The following is a 15,959-nucleotide window of genomic DNA, read 5'->3' as shown; positions in this document are numbered from 1 at the left end:
TACAAGGATGCATATGCCGGGTCGGTGTGCCGTATCGTGCGGTTCTCTCGTGCGCCCGGCATCCGGAGCGGCAGATGACGGACGCGACGTGGATGCGGGGCGTGGAGTGGCTGGCGGCGGCCTCCTGCGACCCACGGACCTGCAAGCGGGAGTGGGACCATGGCGCCGGCATCGCCCTGCTGGAGGCGGGGCGCTACTGGGACGTGCTCAGCGTCCCCGACGAGTTGGGGCTGCTCACCCTCGATCTGCTGTGGAGCCCGTCGCTGCCCCTGCCGGGCCCCACGCTCGCGGACGGCGGCGCCCACCGGGTCGGCTTCTTCCTGCCACCGGACCCGGGCAGCCGCTGGGTCGGGGCCGGGCTGCGGCACGCGAGCAAGGGCGCATGGGTCGCGGTGCCGCCGCCGTACCGTCCGGCCGGGCTCATGGAGTGGCTGGTCCCGCCGGACGGATCGGGCACCCTGCACGCCCCGGCCGCGCTGGAGGTGGCGCTGCGTCAGGCACACGGCACCCTGTCCGTCCTCCAGCCGCCGGACCCCGGCTGAGCCGGGCGGCGCGCACGCCCGGGAGCGCTCGGCACATCCGGGCGCGTTCAGCCGATCCGGGCAGCGTTCAGCAGATCCGCGGCAGTTGCTCCCCGAGCGGCATGTCGACCACCCGGGTGCCGCCCAGGCCGGTGCGGGCCACCACCATCCCGGGGTGCTCCGCCACCGCCTCGCCGATGATCGCGGCCTGAGCGCCCAGCGGATGCGCCCGCATCGCCGCCAGCACGGCGTCGGCGTGCTCGCGCGGCACGAACGCCACCAGCTTGCCCTCGTTGGCGACGTAGAAGGGGTCGAGGCCCAGCACGGCGCAGGCGCCGGCCACCGCCGGCGGGACGGGCACGGCGCGTTCCGCGATGGCGACACCGGTGCCCGACGCGCTCGCGATCTCGTTGAGGCAGGCCGCGAGCCCGCCGCGGGTGGGATCGCGCAGGACGTGCAGATCCGGGGTGACGGCCAGCATGTCCGCCACCAGGCCGCCGAGCGCCGCGCAGTCGCTGACGATCTCGACCCCGAACTCCAGGCCCTCGCGCACGCTCATGATGGCCACACCGTGCGCCCCGACCGGCCCGCTGACGATCACCACGTCGCCGGGCACCACCCGGGCCGGGCGCAGATCGACACCGGCCGGGATCAGGCCGATGCCCGCCGTGTTGACGAAGATGCCGTCCCCGTGCCCGGACTCGACCACCTTGGTGTCGCCGGTGGCGACCTCCACGCCCGCGGTCCGCGCGGCGGCGCCGAGCGCGTCGGCCACCCGGGCGACGGTCTCGATCTCCACCCCCTCCTCCAGGATGAATCCACAGGAGAGGTAGGCGGCCCGGGCGCCGCTCATCGCGAGGTCGTTGACGGTGCCGTTGACGGCGAGGTCGCCGATGCTGCCGCCGGGGAAGAACAGCGGGCGCACCACGAAGGAGTCGGTGGAGAAGGCCAGCCGGACCCCGCCGAGGCTGAGCGCCGCGGCATCGCCGAGTTCGGCGAGGGCCGCACCGCCGAAGGCGGGGGCGAAGACCTGCTCGACCAGTTCCGCGGAGAGCGTGCCCCCGCCGCCGTGGCCCATGACCACGCGGGGCCGGTCGCGCAGCGGGGCCGGACAGGTCCAGCCGGTCACGTCCAGGGTGTCGGTGGTGTCAGGCAACGGGGCTCGCCTCCCGGGGCGCGGGTGTGGTCCGAAGACGTCGGTAGAGGTGGTAGGCGGCACAGGCGCCCTCGCTGGAGACCATGGTGGCGCCGAGCGGGGTGCGCGGGGTGCAGCGGGTGCCGAACATCTCGCACTCGTGGGGTTTGAGCAGCCCTTGCAGCACCTCGCCGCTGCGGCACTCGGCCGGCTCCAGGGTGCGGATGCCGTCGACGCGGAACCGCAGTTCGGCGTCGTAGTCGCGGTACCTGCCGGACAGCCGCCAGCCGCTTTGGGGGATCACGCCGATGCCCCGCCAGGCGCGGTCGGTGACCTCGAAGACGTCCTCCAGCACGGCCTTCGCGGCCGGGTTGCCCTCGGCGCGCACGGCCCGCGGGTAGGCGTTGTCGACGGTGTGTTCGCCGCGTTCCAGCTGTGCCACGGTCCGGCGTACGCCTTCCAGGATGTCCAGCGGTTCGAAGCCGGTGACGACGATCGGCACGCGGTGGCGCCGCGCCAGTTCGGGATACTCGCCGAGGCCCATGACGGTGCACACGTGCCCGGCGGCGAGGAACGCCTGCACCCGGCAGCTCGGCGAACGCATGATCGCCTCGATGGCCGGGGGCACCCGCACATGCGAGACCAGAACGCTGAAGTTGCGGATGCCCAGCCTGCGGGCCTGGTGGACGGTCATCGCATTGGGCGGCGCGGTGGTCTCGAAGCCGATGCCGAAGAACACCACCTCACGGTCCGGGTGCCGCTGCGCGAGCCGCAGGGCGTCCAGCGGCGAGTAGACGACCCGTACGTCGCCGCCCTCCCCGCGCACCTGGAACAGGTCGCGGTCCGTCCCGGGCACCCGGAGCATGTCGCCGAAGGAGCAGAAGATCACCCCGGGGCGGGCGGCGATCTCCAGGGCCTTGTCGATGACCTCCAGCGGTGTGACACACACGGGACAGCCCGGACCGTGGATCAACTCGATCTGCTCGGGAAGGAGTTGGTCGATGCCGTGCCGGATGATGGAGTGCGTCTGGCCGCCGCAGACCTCCATCAGCGCCCATGGCCTGGTCACCGTCGCATGGATCTCGTCCAGCAGCCGCCGGGCCAGCTCGGGGTCCTGGAACTCGTCGATGTACTTCACCGGTGGGCCTCCTCGCCCGTGTGCGCGGCGCCCGCGCCCGCGGCCGCCTCCCAGGGGTCGCCGAACTCCTCCTGGAGCATGCCGAGTTCGGCGAAGAGTTCCAGCGTCCGCCGGGCCGACTCCTCGTCCAGACGCTGCAGGGCGAAGCCGACGTGCACGATGGCGTACTCGCCGACCTTCAGGTCGGGCAGGTATTCCAGGCACACCTCCTTGACCACGCCGCCGAAGTCGACGGTGGCCACCCGGGTGCCGTCCCGCTCGTCGATGTCCAGCACTCTGCCGGGTACCGCCAGGCACATGGGCCTCTCCTCGCTGTCAGGTCGTGCGTCGGTCGTCAGGGGGTCGTCCCGCCCGGGCCGCCGGCGCGGGCGGCCACCATCAGCTGCCCGAGGGCCAGTCCCCCGTCGCCGGGCGGGACGAGGTGGTGGCGCAGCACGGTGAATCCGTCCGCCGTAAGGGCCGCGGCGCAGGCCGAGGAGAGCAGGGAGTTGAGGAACACGCCGCCGGTGAGGGCGACGGTGTCCACCCCGTGCCGGTCCCGGGCCAGCAGGCAGACACGGCGGACGAGGCCGGCGACGGCGCGGTGGAAACGGGCCGCGATCGACGCCGCCGGCACGCCCGCCCGCAGATCGTCGACGACCGCGGCCAGCACGGGCGCCGGGTCGGCCCGCAGCGGGCCGCCGGCCGACGCGGCTCCGGCCACGGCGAAGGCGTACGCGGTGGTGTCATCGGCGGGCGCGGACAGCGCGGCGGCCTCCAGTTCCACGGCGGCCTGCGCCTCGTAGCCGGAGCGGTGGCACACGCCGGCGAGGGAGGACACGGCGTCGAACAGGCGCCCCATGCTGGAGGTCGGCACGCAGTGGATGCCACGCTCCAACTGCCGTGAGAGCACCGTGAGTTCCACGGCGGGACAGGCGGCGACACAGGGCAGGTCGGCGGACCAGCCGAGCCCTGCGGCGCGCAGGTGCGCGAGCGCCATGCGGTAGGGCCGGCGCACGGCGGCGTCACCGCCGGGCAGGGGCACATAGGCCAGGTGCCCGACACGGGTGAAGCCTGCGTAGTCCGCGAGCAGGAACTCCCCGCCCCACACCGCCCGGTCGTCGCCGTGACCGGTGCCGTCGAAGGCGGCGCCGAGCACCCGCCGCGTGCCGTCGAGGCCGTGCTCCGCCATCACGGCGGCGATGTGCGCGTGGTGGTGCTGGACGCGGACCACCTCGCGTCCCGCCGCGTGGCGCAGGGCCCACTGGGCGGAGCGGTAGCCGGGGTGCCGGTCGGCCGCGAGCAGTGCGGGCCGCACCGGTGTGATCGACTCCAGGTGTGCCACGGCCCGCGCGAAGGCCCGCTGGGTGGCGAGGTCGTCCATGTCGCCGATGTACGCCGACAGCCAGGCACGCCGCCCCTCGCCGAGACAGCACGCGTTCTTCAGGTCGCCGCCGACCGCGAGGGCCGGGCGCACCGGGACGGGCAGGTCGAGCGGCAGCGGCGCATAGCCGCGGGCGCGGCGCACGATGAGCGGTTTCCCGTCGCACAGCCGCACCACGGAGTCGTCGCACGGCACCCGGATGGGCCGGTCGTGGGTGAGCCAGGCGTCGGCCAGGTGCGCCAGGCGTTCCAGGGCCTCCCGCTCGTCGGTGACGATCGGCTCGCCGGAGACGTTGCCGCTGGTCATGACGAGCAGCCGGGGCCCTTCGGGGTCGCCCGGCAGGCCCAGCAGGAGGTGGTGCAGCGGGGTGTAGGGCAGCATGACGCCGAGGTCGGGGCTGCCGGGCGCGACCTGCTCGGCCGGGCACTCACCGGCGGTCCCGGCCGGTGCCCGGCGGCGCAGCAGCACGATCGGGCGGGCCGGACCGGCGAGCAGTTCGCGTTCCGCGGCGGTGAGCGACACCAGGTGCTCGATGTCGTCCGCGCCGCGTGCCATGAGCGCGAAGGGCTTGTCGCCCCGCGCCTTGCGGCGGCGCAGCAGCGCGACGGCCTCGGGGTCGGTCGCGTCGCACGCCAGGTGGTAGCCGCCGATTCCCTTCACCGCGAGGACCGCCCCGCGAGCCAGCAGCCGGCGTGCCGCGGCCACCGCGTCCGCGTCGGTGACCTCCTCGGGGGCGCCGCCGCTGTGCGGGCGGGTGACGAGCAGCCGCAGCCGTGGCCCGCAGTCCGGGCAGGCCACGGGCTGGGCGTGGAAGCGCCGGTCGGCGGGGTCGGCGTACTCGCGGGCGCAGTGCGGGCACAGCGGAAAGCCGGCCATCGTGGTGTGTGCCCGGTCGTAGGGCAGACCGGTGACGATCGTGAAGCGGGGCCCGCAGTGGGTGCAGTTGACGAAGGGGTGGCGGTGGCGCCGGTCGGCGGGGTCGGCCAGTTCGCCGAGGCATGCGGCGCAGGTCGCCGTGTCCGGGGGGATCAGGGCGCCGGACCGGCCGTCGGACCGGGAGGCGAGGATGGTGAACACGCCGTCGCCGGTGGCGGGCACGTCCTCGTGGTCGACGCCGTCGACGCGGGCCAGCGGCGGGGCGTTCGGCGTAAGGCGGGCACAGAACAGGTCGACGGCCGCACGGTCGCCCTCGATCTCGACGACCACACCGTCGGGAGTGTTGGTGACGTGTCCGGTCAGGCCGAGCGAGGTGGCGAGGGCATGGACGTACGGCCGGAAGCCGACGCCCTGGACCACGCCGCGCGCGGTGAGCCGGCGGCGCAGGACCGTCGCGCCGGCCGTCCCGGTGACACTCACGAGCGGGCCGGGACCGCGGCGTGCGCGTGCCCGTGCTCATGCCCGGTGTGCTCGTGCGGGCGGGCGGCCATCACCGGGGTGTGCGGCGGGACGCCGTCCGCGGCGGCCAGGGCCCGCTCCAGCAGGATGCCCAGGCCCCGCCCGGCGCGTACCGAGGTCAGCACCACCTCGACGCCCGGGTTGACCTGTTCGACATGGGCGCGGAATGCCGCCTCGTCGAAGTCCACGGCCGCGGCGATGTCGGTCTTGGTGACGACCACCAGGTGGGCGAGGCCGAAGGCGGTGGGGTACTTCAGCGGCTTGTCCTCGCCCTCCGTCACGGAGGCGAGGACCACCCGCAGGGTTTCGCCGAGGTCGTAGGAGGCCGGGCAGACGAGGTTGCCGACGTTCTCCACGAAGAGCAGCCGCGTGGGCCGCGGCAGCCACTCCTCGACGTGCCGCGCGAGCATCCCGGCCTCCAGGTGGCACAGCCCGTCGGTGAGGATCTGCCGGACCGGGACGCCGGAACGGGCGAGCCGTGCCGCGTCGTTCTCGGTGGCGAGGTCGGCGGTGAGCGCGGCGACCGGCACGGATCGCTCACGGGCCAGGGTGAGTTCGTGCTCCAGCAGGGCGGTCTTGCCGCTGCCGGGGCTGGAGAGCAGGTTGACGACCGTGGTGCCGCGGGCCGCGAGCCGGGCACGCAGGGCGTGCGCCGACTCGTCGTTCCTGGCGAGCACGGACTGGTGCAGATCCACCGCACGGCACATGGTTCAGCGCTCCTCGCTCGGTTCACGGGCGGCTGCCGCCGTCGTGCCGTCCTCCCAGCGCACCCCGACGATGCGCAGTTCGCGGCCGGACAACAGCTCGGTGGTCGCGCCCCGGCACCGCGGGCAGCCGAGCCGGGGCGGCATGCCGACGGCCCATTCGTGGTCGCAGGGCGTGCAGCGGGCCCGTCCGGGCACCGCGTCGGTGACCAGTTCGGCGCCCTCCAACAGGGTTCCGGCGCAGGCGAGTTCGAAGGAGAAGGCGAGGGCTTCCGGTACCACGCCGGCCAGTTCGCCCACCTGGAGCCGTACCGAGCGCACCGCGCTGACGTCACCGGCCCGTTCGGCCGCCTGTGCCACCTGCTCGATCACCGCCAGCGCGATGGACATCTCGTGCATCTGCCTCCGTCCCGGCGGACCGTGTCTGCGCTGCGCGCCGGCCGCACGGACGCGATGCGGCCGCCTCCCATTACAGAGGCGGGGTACCGGGCCGGTGTTCCGGCACGCCGCCACAGCAAGCCCGCATCCGTCGTTTGCCGCAGCCCCACCCGGTGGTGGGTCCGCGACCGAGCGGGCTGGACACGGCCGCCGGTACGGTCGCGGCCAGTGCCCCGCCCGGTCGGCGCGCACCCGCGTCAGGTCACATGCGGCGGATGCGCAGATAGCGTCGCAGGTCGGGCAGGGACTGTACGACCAGCACGGCGGCCACGGCGGTCAGGGCGCCGAAGACGATCTTCTTCACGTCTCTCTCCTCAGGTCGCGGCCTTGCCGGCCGGCGGACATGGCTCGGGCTCGCGGTCCACGCCCAGCAGGTCCTCGACGAGCCGGACGGCCTGCGGTACGGCGTCGGAGACGGGCCCGCTCAGCCCCATCCCCTCGGCCACACAGGCCGGTTCGCACCCGACGACGAGCGTGCGGCGCGGGGGCTGCCCGCCGGTGCCGGCGCACAGGGTGCCGAGCAGGGCGAGCACGGCGTTGGGCGTCATGCGGTGACCGTCCGGCGCGGCGTCCGCCGGATCCGGCGCGGGGGTGCTCACGGGCTCGATGACGTACAGGGTGCCCGGCGGTCCACCGCGTGCGGTGGCGTCCACCAGGATCAGCGTGTCGTACCCGTCGAGGAGTTGATAGGCGAGGTGCACTCCGCGCACCCCGACGTCCAGCACCTCGACGTGGCGGGGCAGGGACCGCCCGGCCAGGACGCGGGCGGCCTCCACGCCGAAGCCGTCGTCGCCGAGGAAGACGTTCCCGACGCCGGCGACGAGGACCCGGCCGTCCGCGGGACGCGCGCTCATGCGGGCTCCCCGGGCCAGGCGAGTTCGTCGGGCTGGAAGTACAGGAAGCGGCCCTGTGCGCGGCGCAGATCGGCGCCCGGGTCGCCGTCCACGGTGACCGCGACGTGCACCGCGCCGTCCACGTCGTGCAGCACGGCCTCGACCGTCGCGGTGCGCCCGCGCAGGAACAGGTCCTGGGCGTCGGTACGGCGCAGCCCGGGCCGCAGCACGAGGCGGCTGCCCGCGCCCGCGGGCCGGCCGGCCACCAGGACGCTGTCGTGGCCGGGGTCGTACCCCGCGTCGCCTGCCGGGTCCCACCACGGGGTGTCCGGCCGCGGCACCCTGTGCTCGTCGGGGAGTCCGGTGCCGGCGGCCGGCCCGGTCACCTCGCGCAGGCCGCGGACCGCGCCGTGCAGGCGCTCCAGCACCTCGGACGGCAGCGAGTCCGCCAGGTCGATCACGGCTGCGGCCCGCTCGTCGGTGCCCCGCGCCTCGCGCTTCTCCTCGTCGGTGAGGGCGGCGGTGCGCAGCGCGAGGATCTCGTCGATCTCGGTGGCGTCGTACAGCGCGCCGGGGCTCTCGGGCGCGATGGCCGGGTGGTCCTCCAGGATGATCGGCGAGGACAGCAGCACGTCTGCGCGGCCCGGCTCGCCGGCCAGGACGGGCCAGGTGTGCAGATTGCGGCAGGCGGCGACCGCGCCCCGGGCCCATTCGGGAGGGTCGGTCATCGACAGGAACGATCCCCGGTCCACGGCCATGAGGAGGTGGGCGGCCACCAGGGAGCGTGGGAGTGCCGCGTCGCGGTCGGCGCCATGGCCGGCCGGCGGGGTCCAGTCGCTGGTGTTCTCGGTGACGGCGGTCAGCCGCACCACCCGGCAGGGGCCGTCGAGTTCGCGGGCCGAAAGCCGCAGCCGGCCGGCCAGCGGCTCGTACCGGTGGACGGTCCGGCCGGCCGTGCGGCCTTCCGGGTCGCGGACCGTCTCGTGCTCGGTGGCCGCGGACCGCTCGAAGGGCACCGTGACGTCCCCGGCGAGGAGGCCGGCGACCGGTACCACCGCCGCGACGCGCTCCTCGATCCCCTCGTCCCAGGGGACCAGCACCCGGTCGGCCAGGCGCAGTTCCGGTACGGTCTCGAAGCCGCCGTCCGCGCGGGCCCGTTGGACCGTGCGGCGGCGGGCGCGCAGGAAGCGCAGTTCGACGGCGAGCATGGCGCCGTCCTTGGGTTCCAGCAGGCACTCGGTGTGCTGGAAGGCGTGTTCCTCGCGGTCGGCGCCCCAGCCGGGCGGCACCAGCACGCCGAACTGCCAGCGCAGCCGGTTCTTCGCGGCGGAGGCCCGGTAGGGGTAGAGCACATAGCCCTCGAAGAGGACGGCGTCGGCCACCTTGCGGGCGAGGGCGAGGCGCGCCTCGGTCTGCGGGGCGAGGGCGGTCGTGCTCACGAAACGGTCCTTCCGGTGGTGCCGGTCGGGGCGGATTCCGGCGCGGGCACGGCGTGGGCGAGCAGGTCCCGCACGGTCGCCTCCCAGGAGGGCAGCGCCCGGCGCGAGCGGTGGGCCAGCAGGGCGTTCATGGTGTCGCGGGGCAGCCGGATCCAGCCGCAGCCGGGGAAGTGCTGTTCGACCATCTCGCGCCAGGTCGCGACCGGCATCCGGAAGGCGGCCTCCCGGTCCCAGGGGACGGGTTCGACACGGAAGCCGCCGGTTCCGGTGAACGCCGTTCCGGAGAACAGCATCAGCAGCGGCACCTCACCGCCGTCGAGCGCGGCGAGGTAGCGGGTGGCGGCGATGTCCATGTCGTAGGTGCAGGGCACGACGAGGTCGGTCTCGGTCTCCCGGGTGAAGCCGGGCACCATCAGCGGGACCTGCGCGAACTGCACCGGCTGAAGGGTGCTGCCCCAGCGGGACGGCTCGCCGAACAGGTCCACGAGCCCGTCGGCCTCGGCGCGGTCGTAGCCGCGCCTGGCGGGTTCGATGCGGATCTGGCAGCGCAGGGCCAGGGCGTGCACGGGTTCGTCGCCGGGTGTGGTGACGCGCAGCCGGAACACCAGGGTCGGCCCGGCGGCGTAGCGGTCGGCGCGCACCCCGGTGCAGGTGAAGGAGAGTTCCGTCATGGCCGGTCCCCGGTGCCGACGGGCCGGGCCAGGGTCTCGACGCGGGCGAAGAACGCGTCCAGGGCGGCCCTGGCCTCGGCCCCGCCGTCGAAGCCCTGCCACAACCGCCGCATACGGCCGACGAGTTCGTAGCAGATGTCGATGGGCACCAGGTAGCAGGCGCAGTCGTCGGCGGTGCGGCGCAGCAGCAGTGCCTCGACGTCGGGTTCGAGCAGTCCGGCGAGGGCGCTCTCGCCGAGGACCGTGGTCCAGGCCCGCGGTTCCCCTTCGCTCTCGGTGGCGCCGGCCGGGCTCGGGTAGAGGGCGACGAGGCGGCCGAGGGCGGTGTTGTGGAAGACGAAGGCGACGGAGACCGGGATGCGCAGGGTGTCCCAGGCGCGGACGTCGAGCCGGTGGCCGGGGTCGGTGAGGTAGCGGGCGGGGACGGGGCGGAAGCGGCCCGCGCCCGCGCCCGGCCGTTCCATCAGCAGGAAGCAGGGCGGGCAGGCGCAGACCAGGGACCGCTGTTCGGTGTCGGCGAGGTGGCGGTGGTCCGTGTCCGCCACGGGTGCCGCGCACAGCCCGCAGCGTTCGGGCGGTGCGGGGCGTTCGGTCAGGAACCGGCGCAGGCCGCGGCCGGACCGTGCCGTCGGGGCCCGGGTCGCGCTCATGCACCGGCCCCGGGGCGGGTGCCGATCTGCAGCAGTGCGGGCTCGTTCGGGCTGGGCTCGGTGCGTACCTCCACGGCCGTGACCTCGGGGGCGAAGCAGGAGAGCGCGTCCTCGGCGGCCCGGCGCAGGTCCGGTGCGCCGGCGGCGCAGCCGCAGCTCCCGCCGGTGGCCGCGCGCAGCCGGAGCGTTCCGGTCGCCTCGTCGAAGCCGAGCACATGAAGGGCGGCGCGCCCGTCGCCGTCGAGGCCGTGCAGGGCGCGGTCGATGCGGGTGGTCAGGTCCTCGGGGTGCAGGTCGTGCAGGAGCAGCAGGCTCGCGACGAGTGCGTCGCCGAACAGGGCCTCGGCGCGCGGACGGTCCTCGGGGGCCGACAGCAGTTCGAGGATCCGGGCGAGTCCCGCGCCGTAGAACTCCATGAGGGAGCGGACCAGTTCCTCGGCCGCGGCGGCGGCTGCCGGGTCCGTGGTGCCGGAGAGCCGGTCCAGTACCTCCTCGATGCGCCGGCCGGCCCGCTCCGCGTGTGCCGGTGCGGTGGTGGGGCTCATCCGCCCAGTCCGCTCAGGCCGGTGGGCACGTGCATCTTCTCCACGGTGTGGCCGGCGCCGACGTACATGTGGACGCCGCAGGGCAGACACGGGTCGAAGCTGCGCACGGTGCGCATGATGTCGATGCCCTTGAAGCTGTCCGGCGGGTTCTCCTCGAAGATCGGGGTGTTCTGCACGGCGTCCTCGTAGGGGCCGGGCGTGCCGTAGGGGTCGCGGACGCTGGCGTTCCACGGCGTGGGCGGGTACGGGTGGTAGTTGGCGATCTTGCCGTCGCGGATCACCATGTGGTGGGAGAGCAGGCCGCGGACCGCCTCGGTGAATCCGACGCCGATGGCCTCGTCGGGAACCTCGAACTTCTCCCAGGTCCGGTTGCGTCCGGCGCGTACCTCTTCGAGGCCCTGCTCGGCGAAGTGCAGGGCGAGGGCGGCGACGTATGCCTGGAAGTAGCTGCGCGCCCGGTTGCGTTCCAGCGCGTTGCTCCACTTGGGGATCTTCCACTCGAAGGTGGTCTCGGGCCGGGTCATGGTGCGCGGCAGGTTGATGACGACGCTGTGTCCGGTGGCCCGCACCCCGCCGGTGTCGACCAGGCCGGCCAGGGCGGTGGTCCACAGCCGGGCGAGCGGGCCGCCGCCGGTGTCCAGGGCGAGGTGGTCCTTGCCGTCGAACCAGCGCGGCGACATCACCCAGCTGTACTTGTCGTCGAAGTCGCGCTTCTGCGGGGCGGGGATGGTGTGCTGGTTCCAGGGGTGGCGCGCGTCGACCGGGTTGCCGAGCGGGTCGTGGGTGACGAACCGCTCCCTGCCCTGCCAGTCCTCGTAGTAGGAGCTGCCCAGCAGGATGCGGATGCCGAGGTTGATCTCGGTGAGGTCGGTGGTGACGAGTTTGCCGTCGACCACGATGCCCGGGGTGACGAACATCCGCCGGCCCCAGTCCGTCATGTTGGCGTAGGTGAAGTCGCAGTGCTCGGGGTCGTTGAGCGCTCCCCAGCAGCCGAGCAGGACGCGCCGCCGGCCGACCTCCTCGTAGCCGGGCAGGGCCTCGTAGAAAAAGTCGAACAGGTCGTCGTGGAGCGGGACGACACGCTTCATGAACTCGACGTAGCGCATCAGACGGCTCAGGTAGTCCGTGAAGAGCTGCACGGAGGCGTTGGTGCCGACACCGCCCGGGTAGAGCGTGGAGGGGTGCACATGGCGGCCCTCCATCAGGCAGAACATCTCCCGGGTGTAGCGGCTGACCTGAAGCGCCTCGCGGTAGAACTCGCCCTCCATGGGGTTCAGGGACCGCATGATGTCGGCGATGGTGCGGTAGCCGTGCTCCGCGGCGTGCGGTGCCTCGGTGCGCTCGGCGAGTTCGAGGACGCCCGGGTTGGTCTCCTTGACCATCTTCTCGCAGTAGTCCACCCCGACCAGGTTCTCCTGGAAGATGTTGTGGTCGAACATGAACTCCGCGCACTCGCCGAGGTTGATGATCCATTCGCCGAGGTGCGGGGGCTTGACGCCGTAGGCCATGTTCTGCGCGTACACCGAGCACGTGGCGTGGTTGTCGCCGCAGATGCCGCAGATGCGGCTGGTGATGAAGTGCGCGTCGCGCGGGTCCTTGCCGCGCATGAAGACGCTGTAGCCGCGGAAGACGGACGAGGTGCTGTAGCACTCGGCGACCCGCTTCTGCTTGAAGTCGATCTTCGTGTGGATGCCCAGGCTGCCCACGATCCGGGTGATCGGATCCCAGGACATCTCGATCAGGCCGCTACCGTCGCCGGCCGCCTTGGTCGTCGGTGCCATCGTGTCAGTCGTGCCCTTCTGCGAGCGGGAGGTGCGGGAGGTGCTGACGGGTTCGGGGACGGGCCGCCGATGGCGGGCCGCCCGTGGGCGCTCACCACGGCGGCCGGTATCCGGTGGTGAGCGTGCCGCCGGTGTGGCGCCACTTGGGTTCCTTGTCGACGGTGTGCCGGGTGATGTCGCGCAGCCGGCGGATGACCCGGCCGTAGGCGCCGCTGGCCTTGGTGGACAGGGTCGCGCCGGGAGGCTGGTCCATGAACGGCATGAACTTGTCGGGGAAGCCGGGCATGGTGCAGGCGATGCAGATGCCGCCGACGTTCGGGCAGCCGCCGATGCCGTTCATCCAGCCCCGCTTGGTCACGTTGCACTTCACGACGGGGCCCCAGCAGCCCAGCTTGACCGAGCACTTGGGCGAGTCGTACGCCTCGGCGAAGTCGCCCTGTTCGTAGTAGCCGGCCCGGTCGCAGCCCTCGTGGACGGTGGCGCCGAACAGCCAGGTCGGGCGGAGCTTGTCGTCCAGGGGGATCATCGGGGCGGAGCCCGCCGCCTGGTAGAGCAGATAGGTGAGCGTCTCGGCGAAGTTGTCGGGCTGGATGGGACAGCCCGGGACGCACACGATGGGGATGCCCGCCTTGGACCTCCAGTTCCAGCCGAGGTAGTCGGGCACGCCCATCGCGCCGGTCGGGTTGCCCGCCATGGCGTGGATGCCGCCGTAGGTGGCGCAGGTGCCGATGGCGACGACGGCGAGGGCCTTGGGCGCGAGACGGTCGATCCACTCGCTCGTGGTGATCGGCTGGCCGGTCTCCGGGTTGTCCCCGAAGCCGCACCAGTAACCCTCGGGCTTGATCGTCTCGTTGGGCACGGAGCCCTCCACGACCAGCACGAAGGGGTCGATCTCGCCCCGTTCCCCCTTGAAGAACCACTCGATGAACGTGTCGGCGCCGCCGACCGGACCGCATTCGAAGTCGATGAGGGGCCAGTGCACCTCGACCTTCGGCAGTCCCGGCAGCACACCGAGCGCGATCTGTTCGATGCTCGGCTGCATGGCGGCGGTCAGCGAGACCGAGTCGCCGTCGCAGCTCAGCCCGGCGTTGATCCAGAGGATGTGGATCGTGGGTGTCTCACCCGCGGGTGCACCGCCGGTGGGCGCCTCGGCGCTGCTGGGCGTGGCCGGAGTCATGGGACCGCCTCCTCGGGGAGGTAGGGGAGGTGAGGCAGGAAGGGGGCGGCCGGCACAGCGACCGCCGTGTTTTTCTTGCTACCAGGCGTCCGCGGGCGACGAGAGGTCGGCGCGGTCCGTTCCAGTGACGGGGGACCTCGTCGGGCCGCTTCGCCGGGTGCCCGCGTGCGGTCCGGTGGCGCGGGTGAGGTGCGGTGGTGTGACGGACGGGCGCTGCTTGCGTACGAAGGCCCGGCGCAGCGCGTGGTAGGGGGCGTCCGGGTCGTCGAAGACGGGGCGCATCCGGGCCAGCTCGCGCTGCCGGAACGCGGCCAGCGGCTCGGCGCACTCCTGGCGGTCCAGTTCCGCCTTCTTGGCCGCGATCCGGGACGGTGTCCCCGGCATCGTGGCGAGCCGGGCCGCGAGCCGGGCCGTCTTGGCCGCGAACTCCCCGGGCGGGCACGCGATCACCCGGTCGGCCAGGCCGGCCCGCAGGGCGCCGGCGGCGCTCACCGGCAGGGCGTCCGCCATCAGCCGCTCGGCCGCCGCCGCGCCCACCCGGCGGGGCAGCGAGTACGTCCAGTACTCGGACCCGTACAGGCCCATGAGCCGGTAGTGCGGGTTCAGCACGGCACCGGAGCGGCACCAGACCTCGTCGGCCGCGAGGGCGAGCATCACCCCGCCGGCGGCGGCGTTGCCCGCGAGGGCGGCGATGACGAGCCGGTCCGTGGTGGTCAGGACCGCCTCGACGAGGTCGTCGATGGCGTTGATGTTCGCCCAGGACTCGGCGGCGGGGTCCGGGGCGGCCTCGATGACGCCGAGGTGGATGCCGTTGGAGAAGAAGTCGCGCCGGCCGCCCAGCACCAGCACGGCGGTGGGGCGTGCGCATGCCTGACGGTAGGCGGCGAGCAGGCGCCGGCACTGCGCGGTGCTCATCGCGCCGCCGGGGAAGGAGAACTCCAGGAAACCGACGTCGCCGTCCTCCCGGTAGCAGATGTCGCTCCAGCCGCGGCTGTCCGCGTCCGCGGTCGGCGCGGGCGCGAACTCGGGCAGGTCGGGCAGCCGGTCCCCGAGGGCCGTCACCGCCGGCAGCTTGACCGCGGGCGGCTGCCCCGCACCCCGTCTGCGGCGCAGTTCGGGGATCCACACGGCGCCGTCGGCGGTGGCCCGGCAGACCGCGCCGGTGCGGGTGGCCAGCAGGGCTCCGGGCGCGCCGTGCAGCCGGTACTCGGGGTGGCCGCCGTGCAGGTACCACTCCTCGCCGCACAGGACGTCGAGCACGCCGGGCCGAGAGTCCGCGGCGCGCAGCTTGCACACGACGGTACGGGTGGAGTCGGCGGCCCAGTCGATCCGCCGGACGCTCTGGTCGAGGTGGGGACGGGTGCGCCCGGTCCGCTGCGGTACGGGCCGGTAGGTGCCCGAGGCGAAGCGCTCCACGGCGAGGGTCACGGCGGCCAGCGCGGCGTCGGCGATCTCGCCCCGGTACAGGTCGCTCTTGGCCACCGGGGGCAGCGGGCAGCCGACCGTCGCCCACACGGCGCCGGCGTCCATCTCCTGCTCCGCCTGCAGGACCGTGACGCCCCAGGTCTCGGCGCCCTCGTGGATGGCCCAGTCCAGCGAGGAGGGGCCGCGGTCGCCGAGCGGGCCGGGGTGCACGACGAAGCAGGGCCGCACCGTCCACACCTCGACGGGGATCGCCGTCCTCAGCATCGGGGCGAGGACCAGGTGCGGGTCGTGGCGGTCGACGGCCTCGGTCAGGCGGTGGCCGGGCAGGGCGAGTTCCACCGCCACGGTGTGCCCGCGGTCGCGCAGTTCGGCGTGGACGCGTTGGGTGAGGCTGTTGAAGGCGCTGGCCACGAGCAGGATGTGCACGGTGTTCTCCCGGCGGACGAGGGCGCGGGTCCTTCCGCCCGGCCGATGCGATCGTCGGGCATCGGCCGCCCCGCTCCCGGGCGCCGGGCTGCCGGGTCACCCGAAAGCGGACGGCGGCACCGCCACCCGGCGGCGTGCCCCGGCCGGGCGCGGGCTCCGCCCGCCGGCAGCCCGCCCAGGGCTCAACTCCGGTTCGGTATACGGGACTTGAGGCACCGTGCCCGGACGGCGGCCGGGCCGCGCACCGGCGCCGGTGCGGGCCGCGCGGCGGGGAACGCACCGTGGGGGCGCGACCGGTCCCCCGTTCCGGTCGTGCCC

General features: G+C 73.8%; 16 protein-coding genes. 1 reads left to right on the top strand and 15 read right to left on the bottom strand.

Annotated features, from left to right (window positions below; genetic code table 11):
* The first annotated feature begins 74 nt into the window (after window positions 1-74).
* Window positions 75-542, top strand: coding sequence for a hypothetical protein (locus tag ACIRFL_RS16185; protein ID WP_404028777.1), 468 nt, complete (start codon window positions 75-77; stop codon window positions 540-542).
* Window positions 543-609: 67 nt separating this feature from the next.
* Here the strand turns inward: ACIRFL_RS16185 and hypE are convergent, their stop codons facing one another.
* From hypE to ACIRFL_RS16110, 15 genes are all read right to left on the bottom strand, one after another.
* The gene (gene hypE, locus ACIRFL_RS16180; RefSeq protein WP_404028775.1) at window positions 610-1,677 is read right to left on the bottom strand and encodes a hydrogenase expression/formation protein HypE; all 1,068 of its coding nucleotides are present in this window, start codon (window positions 1,675-1,677) and stop codon (window positions 610-612) included.
* Entirely contained in the window at window positions 1,670-2,794 is a 1,125-nt protein-coding gene (gene hypD / locus ACIRFL_RS16175; RefSeq protein ID WP_404028773.1) for a hydrogenase formation protein HypD, read from the bottom strand. Before hypD ends, hypE begins: the two co-directional genes overlap by 8 nt.
* A complete protein-coding gene (locus tag ACIRFL_RS16170; protein ID WP_404028770.1) occupies window positions 2,791-3,093 on the bottom strand; it encodes a HypC/HybG/HupF family hydrogenase formation chaperone in 303 nt (100 codons plus the stop codon). Before ACIRFL_RS16170 ends, hypD begins: the two co-directional genes overlap by 4 nt.
* Before the next feature lie 35 nt (window positions 3,094-3,128).
* The gene (gene hypF / locus ACIRFL_RS16165; protein ID WP_404028768.1) at window positions 3,129-5,513 is read right to left on the bottom strand and encodes a carbamoyltransferase HypF; all 2,385 of its coding nucleotides are present in this window, start codon (window positions 5,511-5,513) and stop codon (window positions 3,129-3,131) included.
* Window positions 5,510-6,259, bottom strand: a complete 750-nt coding sequence (hypB, locus tag ACIRFL_RS16160; RefSeq protein WP_404028766.1) for a hydrogenase nickel incorporation protein HypB — start codon at window positions 6,257-6,259, stop codon at window positions 5,510-5,512. The genes hypF and hypB overlap by 4 nt, the downstream gene beginning before the upstream one ends.
* A gap of 3 nt (window positions 6,260-6,262) precedes the next feature.
* Window positions 6,263-6,655 (bottom strand): hydrogenase maturation nickel metallochaperone HypA, encoded by a 393-nt coding sequence (locus ACIRFL_RS16155; protein ID WP_404028764.1) that lies wholly within the window; start codon window positions 6,653-6,655, stop codon window positions 6,263-6,265.
* 241 nt (window positions 6,656-6,896) lie between these two features.
* A complete protein-coding gene (locus ACIRFL_RS16150; RefSeq protein WP_404028761.1) occupies window positions 6,897-6,998 on the bottom strand; it encodes a DUF6893 family small protein in 102 nt (33 codons plus the stop codon).
* 10 nt (window positions 6,999-7,008) lie between these two features.
* Window positions 7,009-7,548 carry a hydrogenase maturation protease gene (locus ACIRFL_RS16145; protein WP_404028758.1) on the bottom strand — a complete coding sequence of 180 codons (540 nt, stop codon included), beginning with the start codon at window positions 7,546-7,548 and terminating at the stop codon, window positions 7,009-7,011.
* The gene (locus tag ACIRFL_RS16140; RefSeq protein WP_404028755.1) at window positions 7,545-8,966 is read right to left on the bottom strand and encodes a hypothetical protein; all 1,422 of its coding nucleotides are present in this window, start codon (window positions 8,964-8,966) and stop codon (window positions 7,545-7,547) included. Before ACIRFL_RS16140 ends, ACIRFL_RS16145 begins: the two co-directional genes overlap by 4 nt.
* On the bottom strand, window positions 8,963-9,637 hold the full coding sequence (locus ACIRFL_RS16135; protein ID WP_404028753.1) for a DUF6084 family protein: 675 nt from the start codon (window positions 9,635-9,637) through the stop codon (window positions 8,963-8,965). The genes ACIRFL_RS16140 and ACIRFL_RS16135 overlap by 4 nt, the downstream gene beginning before the upstream one ends.
* Window positions 9,634-10,287, bottom strand: coding sequence for a DUF5947 family protein (locus ACIRFL_RS16130; RefSeq protein ID WP_404028750.1), 654 nt, complete (start codon window positions 10,285-10,287; stop codon window positions 9,634-9,636). Before ACIRFL_RS16130 ends, ACIRFL_RS16135 begins: the two co-directional genes overlap by 4 nt.
* Entirely contained in the window at window positions 10,284-10,832 is a 549-nt protein-coding gene (locus ACIRFL_RS16125) for a hypothetical protein (RefSeq protein WP_404028747.1), read from the bottom strand. The genes ACIRFL_RS16130 and ACIRFL_RS16125 overlap by 4 nt, the downstream gene beginning before the upstream one ends.
* Window positions 10,829-12,613: a nickel-dependent hydrogenase large subunit gene (locus ACIRFL_RS16120; protein ID WP_404028744.1), complete on the bottom strand. Its 1,785-nt coding sequence runs from the start codon at window positions 12,611-12,613 to the stop codon at window positions 10,829-10,831. Before ACIRFL_RS16120 ends, ACIRFL_RS16125 begins: the two co-directional genes overlap by 4 nt.
* A 91-nt stretch (window positions 12,614-12,704) precedes the next feature.
* On the bottom strand, window positions 12,705-13,790 hold the full coding sequence (locus ACIRFL_RS16115; RefSeq protein WP_404028741.1) for a hydrogenase expression protein HypE: 1,086 nt from the start codon (window positions 13,788-13,790) through the stop codon (window positions 12,705-12,707).
* A 78-nt stretch (window positions 13,791-13,868) separates the two neighbouring features.
* Window positions 13,869-15,641, bottom strand: a complete 1,773-nt coding sequence (locus tag ACIRFL_RS16110; RefSeq protein ID WP_404028739.1) for a hydrogenase maturation protein — start codon at window positions 15,639-15,641, stop codon at window positions 13,869-13,871.
* Between the last annotated feature and the right edge of the window lie 318 nt (window positions 15,642-15,959).

Source organism: Streptomyces sp. NPDC102462 (assembly GCF_044765425.1).
Lineage (GTDB): Bacteria > Actinomycetota > Actinomycetes > Streptomycetales > Streptomycetaceae > Streptomyces.
This window is presented reverse-complemented; position numbering and strand designations above follow the sequence as displayed.

What these genes read in the sequence shown, in the direction of transcription:
- ACIRFL_RS16135 (WP_404028753.1), bottom strand. Translation starts at nt 9,637, where the DNA reads ATGACGGAACTCTCCTTCACCTGCACCGGGGTGCGCGCCGACCGCTAC.
- ACIRFL_RS16185 (WP_404028777.1), top strand. Translation starts at nt 75, where the DNA reads ATGACGGACGCGACGTGGATGCGGGGCGTGGAGTGGCTGGCGGCGGCC.
- ACIRFL_RS16115 (WP_404028741.1), bottom strand. Translation starts at nt 13,790, where the DNA reads ATGACTCCGGCCACGCCCAGCAGCGCCGAGGCGCCCACCGGCGGTGCA.
- hypB (WP_404028766.1), bottom strand. Translation starts at nt 6,259, where the DNA reads ATGTGCCGTGCGGTGGATCTGCACCAGTCCGTGCTCGCCAGGAACGAC.
- ACIRFL_RS16125 (WP_404028747.1), bottom strand. Translation starts at nt 10,832, where the DNA reads ATGAGCCCCACCACCGCACCGGCACACGCGGAGCGGGCCGGCCGGCGC.
- ACIRFL_RS16145 (WP_404028758.1), bottom strand. Translation starts at nt 7,548, where the DNA reads ATGAGCGCGCGTCCCGCGGACGGCCGGGTCCTCGTCGCCGGCGTCGGG.
- ACIRFL_RS16170 (WP_404028770.1), bottom strand. Translation starts at nt 3,093, where the DNA reads ATGTGCCTGGCGGTACCCGGCAGAGTGCTGGACATCGACGAGCGGGAC.
- ACIRFL_RS16120 (WP_404028744.1), bottom strand. Translation starts at nt 12,613, where the DNA reads ATGGCACCGACGACCAAGGCGGCCGGCGACGGTAGCGGCCTGATCGAG.
- ACIRFL_RS16130 (WP_404028750.1), bottom strand. Translation starts at nt 10,287, where the DNA reads ATGAGCGCGACCCGGGCCCCGACGGCACGGTCCGGCCGCGGCCTGCGC.
- ACIRFL_RS16155 (WP_404028764.1), bottom strand. Translation starts at nt 6,655, where the DNA reads ATGCACGAGATGTCCATCGCGCTGGCGGTGATCGAGCAGGTGGCACAG.